The sequence below is a fragment of the Geminocystis sp. GBBB08 genome, from assembly GCF_016743215.1.
Taxonomy (GTDB): domain Bacteria; phylum Cyanobacteriota; class Cyanobacteriia; order Cyanobacteriales; family Cyanobacteriaceae; genus Geminocystis.
The window spans coordinates 1-8,608 of record NZ_VRZC01000162.1 but is presented as its reverse complement, the minus strand read 5'-3'; the positions used below and the strand labels follow the sequence as shown (position 1 = coordinate 8,608).

The following is an 8,608-nucleotide window of genomic DNA, read 5'->3' as shown; positions in this document are numbered from 1 at the left end:
CTCCCAGTAAAAGTCTAATAAGTAATATAATTTGATCACTTCTTGCTCAGTAATTTGTTGATTTTTTATTTTTTCTAAGAAAGACTCCATAAAGTCAACAATGGCTGCTAATTCTTCTTTTGGTAAAGTATCATTTAACTTCGTTAAAGTCCTTTTTGCATCTAAAATTGCATCGGTTTTTTCTTTAGGCAAAGGAGTAGATTTTCTAAGAGGATCTCTGGTGACAGCCGCAATTCCTTGTACTACTGCTTGTCTAATTTGTCCCTTTAATTGTACAACCCCTCTGGCTTTTTGTTTCTCAATGCCTTCTCTTGATGAAGCATAAAAACTAGGCAAACGATTTAGGGCAAAAGTAGCCACTTCCACTAGATTCAAGGAATCACGAATATTAGCTAAGGCTTTATTATTGATTAGTTGATACTGGATTTCTTCATCTACGAGAATTTCCATTACATTTTTATAGGGTTTTTTTTCTGGAGGCATAGCAATTTTATCTTGACAATGAACAACCGTATTGGAATAAGTTTATCTTTTCTGTTAACTTTTTACTACTTATTATCAATTATTTTTTAGTTTCTTTGACAAATTTTGGACAACTTCTTCGATAGCTATATCTTGAGATTCTTTTGTTGCTCTTGTCACTAATTCTACTTTACCCTCTTTTAAAGATCTCCCAGTTACTATACGATAGGGAATACCGATTAAATCAGCATCTTTAAATTTTACCCCCGCCCGTTCGTCTCGATCATCTAATACGGCTTCTACTCCGGCTTGATTCAATTCTTGATAAAGTTTTTCAGCAACTTTTACTTGAGTTTCATCGGTGATATTTGGTATAATTACCATTACATGATAAGGTGCGATGGCATTTGACCAAATAATACCATCTTTATCGTAGGATTGTTCTACTGCCGCTTGTGCTAAACGTGATACCCCAATACCATAACATCCCATCACAAAAGGCTTTTCTGTGCCGTCTTCCGCCGTATAAGTAGCCCTCATTGCTTCAGAATATTTTGTCCCTAATTGGAAAATATGCCCTACTTCAATACCTCTGGCTGTTTGTAGGATTTGATGAGGATCATGAATCGCACGATCTCCTACTTGAGCCTTACGAATATCAACAATTAACTCAGGTAATGTAAACTCGTTGCCCCAATTAGCACCAATTACATGATAACCAGACTCATCGCTTCCAGTGACGAAATTTTCTAACTCCACAACGGTTTTATCTGCCATTCTTAAAAAAGTACCTTCCACTTGCTCGGATTTGGCGATATAATCATCACTTAAATTAGGGGAAATATAGCCCAATGGTAAAGGTTTTGTTGCCCATTTTTGTTGAACATGAGGATCAGGAATAGTTAAACTAAGAATTGTTTTAGCTTGATAATGAGGAGCTAATTTTACTAACTCATTTTGTAATTTAACTTCATTAACATCTTGATCCCCTCTAATATGTACTAAAATTAATACTGTTTTTCCTGAATCATAGATAGCTTGATATAAAACATTTTTTACAATATTAGTAGCTGAACATTCTAAAAACTTTGTTATTTTAGCGATGGTTTCTGTGTTAGGAGTAGCTTTTTTTTCATAACTATTAAAAGGAGATGAAACCACATCAGCAGGTAAAGAAACCGCTTTTTCCACATTGGCGGCATATTTACCGTCATCAGTATAAACAATATCATCTTCTCCTGCGTCTGCTAAGATCATAAATTCCTGAGACCCAGAACCACCTATCGCCCCCGAATCTGCTTCCACCGCTCGAAAACTCAAACCACAACGGTTTAAAATATTACGATAGGCTTGATCCATATCTTGATAAGTTTCTTTTAAGCTCTCAAGGTTAGTATGAAAAGAATAACCATCTTTCATAATAAACTCTCTACCACGCATCAATCCGAAACGAGGACGAATTTCATCCCGAAATTTTGTTTGAATTTGATATAAATGTGTTGGTAACTGACGATAAGATTTGATCATATCTTTGGCGATCGCCGTGATAACTTCCTCATGGGTAGGCCCTAAACCTAATTCTCGTTCTTGACGATCTACTAAAGAAAACATAATACCTTCAGCTTTGGTATAAGTCTCCCAACGTCCTGATTCTTGCCATAATTCAGCAGGTTGAATTTGGGGTAATAAACATTCTTGCGCTCCCGTTGCGTTCATTTCTTCTCGTACAATCTGGGAAACTTTTTGTAAAACACGCCACATCAAAGGAAGGTAAGCATAAACACCACTGCCAATTCTGCGAATATAACCTGCTCGTAATAATAACTGATGACTTTTAATTTCTGCCTCTGCGGGATCTTCACGCAAAGTTACCAATAACATTTGAGATAAGCGCATAATCTAATTTTCACATAAACGGGCGATCCTTAATCGTACATCAGATGTGGCACTACTGATCAAAAAACTTGATAACTATTTACTATTCATTCATATTCTTATAAGTAGCAACGGCTGAAGGAGAAATACGATTGAGATAACGGAAAATCCAGTATTTTAAAACGGTATCTAAAATAACGGGAAAAGTCGCAATGAAAAGGAAATTAAACTCTCGATTTTCTGGTAAACCAAAATGACGAGTAATGCTTTCTAAAATAATTTCCCAGCCATGAGGAGAGTGGAAACCAACAAATATATCTGTAAAAAGAATAATTAAAAAAGCCTTTGCCGAATCACTTAAACCATAAACTGTTTCATCAATAAAAGATTTTAAAATACTTAACTCTGATTTACTATAAAAAAGAATTAATCCGAAAGAAATAAAAGAGAAAATATCAGCGACAATATTTTTAATAGCATTAGCACTTCTATGACGATAATCTTCTGCTAATTCTTCCGCTTTAATTTTTATTTTTTCTTCTTTTTCTTCGGGGGATAAATGAGGTATTAAACCAATCATAGTTTTAAGACTTAGGCTTTCTTCAAAAGTCTTTAATTCCATTAATGCTTCTTCTTGTAAATCTTGATTAATAAATACTATTTGTTCATGATTGACAAAATAAGGATCAACAAAAGCTTTTCCTAGAGTTATTTTTGCGATATTATGCACTAATAAAGGTACAATAATTAGTAGTAATAAAAATTTAACCGATATGGTAGTTTTATATCTTGATTTCCTAAATTTATTAACAACATCTCTTTCTGTTTGAGCCTCCTGAGGATCTATTTCTTGTCTAATTCTATCTAAAGTTCGCATAAAAGAACGAGGCAAAACGCTAGTTTGACCTGAAATTTTTTCTTTACTAGAAGGAGTATTATTAGATGAATTATTTATTGATTGTGAAGATGATAAATTACTTTTATTTAAAGCTAATGCTTGTCCATTGTTATTAATATTTGATTCTTTTATTTGAACAACATTGATGGATGTCTCATAATTATTATATTTATTAACAATATTATCAATGAAATTTAATCTATCTAAAACTAATTCTTCTGTATAGTTATCTTCTGTTGAATTATATCCCTGTTTATGGTTATTTTCAAAAAAGTTATGTATTGATTTACTGGTTTTAAATTGATTAATTTTGAGATTAATAACTCGTAAATGAGATCGTAATTCTCCCTCAAAATAAGCAAAAACTTGATCACCATAATCACAATTTTGCGGCTTAATTTTCTTACCGGCAAAATGTTCTTCTTCAATTTGTTTTATTGCCAATGCTCGTTGATATGCCTCTTCTAAAGCATTTTGAGAACTATTACCAATCCAGCGCTTAGTAGAGCGAAGAATACGATTCAACATGGAATACTCACTCAAATAACATGATTAAACCAATATTTTATCTCAATAATCAAAAAACAATAAACAATAACTTTGTACGGGTTAAAGATTCTTCAACCCCTACTTTACTTAACTAGGCAAAATTAATTGTATATAGGCAAGGCGAGGCACGGCACGGCACGGCACGGCACGGGGTTTAAACCCCTTGTTACCCCTTGTTACCCCTTGTTACCCCTTGTTATCATAGGTTTGAGAAAAATAAAGGGCATCAATTAATTTAGCTTACTTACTTATTACTTAAAAATTTCCTCATGAACAAACTCCGTTGATTCCCTAGTTTTTAAATTTTGGCTTCTTCTTTAACCAACTTACTCCAACCTAAATCCTTAAGGTTATTATTACGGCGTAACGGACGTGTTACCAATTCCAGAATATCACGAGCGTTAGTAAAACCATGAATTTGGGCAAAAGTAAACTCAACAGACCATTTTGTGTTAATTCCTCTCGCTTCTAACGGATTAGCGTGAGCCATACCTGTTATTACCAAATCTGGCTTAATTTCTTTTATTCTCTGCAATTGATTATAGTTATCAGGTTTTTCCACAATCGTAGGGACACTTACACCCATTTCTTGACAAGTTTGAGCGAGAAAATCTAACTCAGCTTTTTGATAACGTTTATCCATGTATGGAATACCAATTTCATCAACCGTCATACCACACCGAATGAGGAAACGAGCCAGAGAAATTTCGAGTAAATTGTCGCCCATAAAGAAAACCGACTTACCCTTGATTAAATCAACATAATCCTGTAAATTTTCCCATATTTGAGCTTCTCGTTCCGCTAACCCTTGAGGTTCAACACCCACTACAGAACAAATTTTCTCAATCCATGCCCGTGTACCATCAGGCCCAATAGGGAAAGGTGCACCAATTAATTTACACTTACGACGACGCATTAAAGTAGTAGCAGTGCGACTTAAGAAAGGATTTACCCCAGCAACATAGTAACCCTCATCGATAACGGGTAACTCTGTATAACGTTTCGCAGGAAGCCAACCATCGATTTTTACCCCTTGTTTCTTCAATTCTAAAGTTAAATTGGTGACAACAGGATCAGGTAATGAACCGAATAACACTAACGGTGGATGTTTATGATATTCTTCATTATGGTTGCTATCTTCCGCTTTTTTTCCAAAATTGAGCAATTTTTGAATCGCATTACGCTCAGTTTTCTCCGCTTCCTGTTTTACTTCCGATTCCTTCGGGCAACGATTCGCCATAGAAGCTAAAACTGTATCTTCTCCTTGAGTGAAAGCATAATCTAACCCATTAGCACGAGCGACAACGATGGGAATACCTAACTCAGCTTCTAACTTGGGTGCAATACCTTCCAAATCCATCTTAATAATTTCTGTGGTACAAGTACCAATCCAAACAATTACGCTAGGGTTGCGATCGCGCTTAATTTGATCACAAAGGCGTTTTAACTCGTTATAGTCGTTAAGTTGAGCGGAAATATCAGCTTCTTCTAATTCAGCCATAGCGTAACGAGGTTCGGCGAAAATCATAACTCCCATAGCGTTTTGTAGGAAGTAACCACAGGTTTTTGTGCCAATTACTAAGAAGAAACTATCTTCTATTTTTTGGTATAACCAAGCTACGCAACTAATGGGGCAAAATGTATGATAATTGCCAGTTTCGCATTCAAAATTTAATTCGGGGGTTGGTGGTTTTTCTTGAGCTAATGTCATGGTTTTTTACTCCTATTAATTATTTTTTTATTGTTCTTTAGAAGTGTCTCGCAAAGGCGCAAAGACGCAAAGGTGATTTTTAAAGAAATCGATCAAGGTTTAAGGTTTTTTAAGATAATTAACCATTTAAGTCAAAACCTTTAAATATTTTATTCATCTATATAATTATTTATAGCTAGTGACAGTTTTGGTTCAAGACTTATTAAAATTCCTAAAATTGACTCATGTTTAATATAGCTTGATGTTGTAAAATACTTTAAAATTACACTTTTATTTTGTGAATAAACATCTAACCATTTTTCTTGTAAAATAGGTTTTAATTCTTCAAATTCTTCCACAATATCCATACACTAAAAAAATAAAAATAATTGTTCACTGTTAATTGTTCATTGATTTACACCATCATTAACTCTAATTCGTCTTTCTCCTGTTTCGGTGCATCCGCTGGAGGATTTAAGTAGTAATCTGAAAGTAAACCAAACAACTCTCGATCAAGGGCTTCACTAGGCACAACTCCTTCGGGTAATGCTAAAATCTGATCAGCGATATTAAGGTAATATTGACAAACATAATCTAAACTAGGATCTTTTTCTGCCATTTCAAACAAGGTTTTACCCTTAACTCTCGATACTCGGATGTCTTCAATGAGGGGTAATACTTCTAATACCGGCATTGCCACATGGGAAACATATTTATCGATTAAATCCCGTTTTGAGGTGCGATTACCAATTAAACCTGCTAACTTCAGGGGATGGGTGCGCGCTTTTTCTCTCACCGATGCAGCGATGCGATTAGCGGCAAATAAGGCATCAAAACCGTTATCTGTAACAATTAAACAATAATCAGCATAGTTGAGAGGTGCGGCAAATCCACCGCATACCACGTCACCCAATACATCAAATAAAATCACGTCATACTCATCAAAGGCGTTTAACTCCTTTAATAATTTAACGGTTTCTCCTACTACATAGCCACCACAACCAGCCCCGGCAGGAGGCCCACCTGCCTCTACACAGTCAACACCTGCGTAACCTTTATAAATAACATCTTCTGCCCAAATATCTTCGTAGTGGAAATCTTTTTCCTGCAATGTGTCAATAATAGTGGGAATCAAAAAGCCTGTAAGGGTGAAAGTACTATCATGTTTTGGATCACACCCAATCTGTAATACTTTTTTACCTCTTTTTGCCAACGCTGTAGAAATGTTGCAACTGGTGGTTGATTTGCCAATACCGCCTTTTCCATAAACTGCTAATGTTAAAGTCATTTTTGATTATTCCTTCATTGATTTTCACTGATTGCATTATTGACTAAATTTTCCGAAATGAAAAGGGGTGTATTTTTTAATTTGGGTAGTAAATTGAAGCAATTTTGAGTTTTTATTAGCAAAAATTAGTTAATTAACTTTAATTAATTTTTATAGCTGATTATCTTTAATTTTAAAATTTTGTTTGTTTAATTACTTTTTTTATTTATAAAAACAAAAAAATATCACAAAATATTGATATAATTCTTCCATTTCCAGTAAAATATACCTTTTCAGCTTTATAAATGGCGATGGCTACTAAGTAATTATTCTCAGTAAATTCGGTAAAAAACCTCTAAAAAACCTCTAAAAAAAAGAATTGTTAATAATTGCTAAGATATTTAATTTAGAAAAAAATAATAAGTATAAATACTTAAATAAATGCTCGATTATCGGAAAAATAGTTAAGATTTATAAACAAAATAGACGCGAAATTTTATGGTTACATTAATCCCTCAAAAACAAATAACTTTAGAAGAATTTTTACAACTTCCTGAAACTAAACCAGCACAAGAATATATTGATAATCAAATTAACCAAAAACCTATGCCTCAAGCAAAACATAGCAGAATACAAGGAAAGTTAACCAAAGTCATTAACGATATTCTTGAAGAATCAAAAATTGGTTTACCTTTTCCTGAATTGAGATGTACTTTTGGCGGTAAATCTATCGTTCCTGATATTGTAGTATTAACCTATGATCACATCCCCAAAGAAGAAAATGGAGATATTGCTAATGTGGTTTCCATGACACCTGACTGGGTGATTGAAATTCTTTCACCAGAGCAAAATCAAAGTAAAATTATCAAAAAAATATTACGTTGTCTTGAGTCTGGTTGTCTGTTAGCATGGATAATTGATCCTTATGAAAAAACTATTTTTGCTTATTATCCTCAACAAGTAGCATTTTTCGAGAATGAATCAGATTTATTACCAGTGCCTGATTTTATCAAAGATTTAAAATTAACTAACGGAGATATTTTTTCATGGTTAAAGTTTTAGCTAAATTGATTTTTTAGTACTTAATCTTGTTGTTGAAAAATCACAGGTGCATTATATTAAGATAACTTCCAAGAGCAAACCATAATTATTTTTCCCAAACAGTTTTAATATTCACAAATTCGTGCATTCCTTCTACACTTAATTCTCTACCATAACCTGATTGTTTGATACCGCCAAAAGGTAAACGAGGATCAGATTTGACTAATCCATTGATAAATATTGAGCCTGATTCTATGTCTCTTACGGCTGTTGTGATGTTTTGCTGATTATTTGTCCAAATTGATGCCCCTAAACCAAATATCGTACTATTAGCTAAATCGATCGCCTCTTCAAGATTACTAACTCTAAATAATAATGCCACAGGTCCAAAAAATTCTTCACTCATCCCTGGAGAATTAATTGGAATATCCGTCAAAATAGTGGGGGGATAAAAATTACCTTCACCATTTAAAGCTTTTCCGCCAATTAATAATTTTGCACCCATTGCTACAGTTTTATCAACTTGATTCGCAATATCATTAAGAATGGCAGGGGTTGCCAAAGGGCCTATATCGGTATTAGGGTTAAGAGGATCTCCAATGGTGAGATTTTGATATTTTTCCAATAATAATTGTTGGAACTTATCGGCTATGGAATCAACTAAGATGAATCTTTTGGCAGCGATACAAGATTGACCATTATTTAACATTCTAGCAGTAACGGCTACTTCCACTGCTTCTTCTATATTGGCATCATCTAAAACCATAAAAGGATCACTACCACCTAATTCTAACACGGATTTCTTTACTTCTTCCCCGTCGATCAG

Annotated in this window: 8 protein-coding genes; 1 reads left to right on the top strand and 7 read right to left on the bottom strand. The window is 34.0% G+C overall.

Annotated elements, in window-relative coordinates:
* From FWJ34_RS16055 to bchL, 6 genes are all read right to left on the bottom strand, one after another.
* A partial coding sequence (locus tag FWJ34_RS16055) for a late competence development ComFB family protein (protein ID WP_308256355.1) occupies positions 1 to 483 on the bottom strand: 483 nt, incomplete at its 3' end.
* Positions 484 to 558: 75 nt separating this feature from the next.
* Complete coding sequence (proS, locus tag FWJ34_RS16050) at positions 559 to 2,358, bottom strand: proline--tRNA ligase (protein WP_308256354.1); 1,800 nt, start codon at positions 2,356 to 2,358, stop codon at positions 559 to 561.
* 82 nt (positions 2,359 to 2,440) lie between these two features.
* A complete protein-coding gene (locus tag FWJ34_RS16045) occupies positions 2,441 to 3,763 on the bottom strand; it encodes a proton extrusion protein PcxA (RefSeq protein ID WP_308256353.1) in 1,323 nt (440 codons plus the stop codon).
* A gap of 319 nt (positions 3,764 to 4,082) precedes the next feature.
* Positions 4,083 to 5,495: a ferredoxin:protochlorophyllide reductase (ATP-dependent) subunit N gene (locus FWJ34_RS16040; protein ID WP_308256352.1), complete on the bottom strand. Its 1,413-nt coding sequence runs from the start codon at positions 5,493 to 5,495 to the stop codon at positions 4,083 to 4,085.
* Positions 5,496 to 5,644: 149 nt separating this feature from the next.
* Entirely contained in the window at positions 5,645 to 5,842 is a 198-nt protein-coding gene (locus FWJ34_RS16035) for a hypothetical protein (protein WP_308256351.1), read from the bottom strand.
* Between the two features lie 47 nt (positions 5,843 to 5,889).
* Positions 5,890 to 6,762, bottom strand: coding sequence for a ferredoxin:protochlorophyllide reductase (ATP-dependent) iron-sulfur ATP-binding protein (gene bchL / locus FWJ34_RS16030; protein WP_308256350.1), 873 nt, complete (start codon positions 6,760 to 6,762; stop codon positions 5,890 to 5,892).
* A 477-nt stretch (positions 6,763 to 7,239) separates the two neighbouring features.
* Between bchL and FWJ34_RS16025 the strand changes: the two genes are divergently transcribed.
* Positions 7,240 to 7,803, top strand: a complete 564-nt coding sequence (locus FWJ34_RS16025; RefSeq protein ID WP_308256349.1) for a Uma2 family endonuclease — start codon at positions 7,240 to 7,242, stop codon at positions 7,801 to 7,803.
* An 85-nt stretch (positions 7,804 to 7,888) separates the two neighbouring features.
* On the opposite strand, the gene FWJ34_RS16020 is transcribed toward FWJ34_RS16025, so the two are convergent.
* A partial coding sequence (locus tag FWJ34_RS16020) for an aldehyde dehydrogenase family protein (protein ID WP_308256348.1) occupies positions 7,889 to 8,608 on the bottom strand: 720 nt, incomplete at its 5' end.

Coding starts and splice junctions, on each gene's coding strand:
- proS (WP_308256354.1), bottom strand. CDS start 2,358: ATGCGCTTATCTCAAATGTTATTGGTAACTTTGCGTGAAGATCCCGCA.
- FWJ34_RS16045 (WP_308256353.1), bottom strand. CDS start 3,763: ATGTTGAATCGTATTCTTCGCTCTACTAAGCGCTGGATTGGTAATAGT.
- FWJ34_RS16040 (WP_308256352.1), bottom strand. CDS start 5,495: ATGACATTAGCTCAAGAAAAACCACCAACCCCCGAATTAAATTTTGAA.
- FWJ34_RS16035 (WP_308256351.1), bottom strand. CDS start 5,842: ATGGATATTGTGGAAGAATTTGAAGAATTAAAACCTATTTTACAAGAA.
- bchL (WP_308256350.1), bottom strand. CDS start 6,762: ATGACTTTAACATTAGCAGTTTATGGAAAAGGCGGTATTGGCAAATCA.
- FWJ34_RS16025 (WP_308256349.1), top strand. CDS start 7,240: ATGGTTACATTAATCCCTCAAAAACAAATAACTTTAGAAGAATTTTTA.